This is a genomic window from Vibrio sp. 811 (assembly GCF_033339195.1).
In genome coordinates this window covers 1-879 of record NZ_JAWOUB010000199.1, presented here as the reverse complement: position 1 = coordinate 879, position 879 = coordinate 1, and the positions used below count along the sequence as shown (strand labels likewise).

At 46.8% G+C, this 879-nt stretch carries 1 protein-coding gene; it reads right to left on the bottom strand.

What is annotated here, in order from left to right; genetic code table 11:
- Positions 1 to 879, bottom strand: an 879-nt coding sequence (gene malF, locus R7Q46_RS25805) for a maltose ABC transporter permease MalF (RefSeq protein WP_318078033.1), incomplete at both ends; no start/stop codon positions are given.

Genomic DNA, 879 nt, shown 5'->3' with positions numbered 1-879 from the left:
CAGAATCAGTAGTAGTCGGTAGATTGAACGACCTTTCAACGCTTCCCACTGAACAACGCTTGCTAACACTAAGCCGATAACCAATGTGCAGACTACGGTTAGCGCAGAGAAAACAATAGTCCAGATAAAGATGCTGATGAACGGTTCTTTGATGCCATCATCTTTCCACACACGTTCAAAGTTGTGCGTACCGATGTTCACCACGAAACCTGGAGACACTGTGCTGCCAACAAACTGACCGTTTTCATCCACTGGTTGGTAGTAACCCACTTCCATATTTGGACGCAGTGTTTCTTGGGTACGGTTGTTGTAAAGGGTTTCGCCGTCATCTTGCAACGTGTAGAGCGGAACCACTGCTGCGAACTTACGCAAGCCGCTCATACGGATATCGTCACCGTTCGGAAGATGCAGGTCAACGCTACTTAGCGCAGTGCGGTTCTTCACGATGGTTTTGATTGGCTCTTTATCGCCTGCCGCCTCTGTAATAGGCGCAAGGTCTAAGTCTGTCTCTGAGAAGCCTTGAAGTTGGAAAACAGGAGTTGCTAGTAGCTCGCCATCTTTCTCAACCACAATTTGGTGGCCCTGCTCGGTGTTGTACAAAGTGAATGGATAGCTATCACCACTTTGGTAAGTTCTGTCTAACAGGACGCTCTGAGCACGATCAAATGAGAGTTGGTTTTTCGCGCTGTAGTTAGTAAACGCCAAACCGATGGTATATGCCAAAGGGAAAAGGATGAACAAAATCATCCCTGCAATACCAGGGTAAATGTAACGGTGTGCGTACGTCTTTTTACTACCGAAAATGAACAACGCTAAAGCGGTAAGAATGAGCGTAAGTAGTGCAAACGCAATCTCACCGCGAGAATACATAAGGATTGT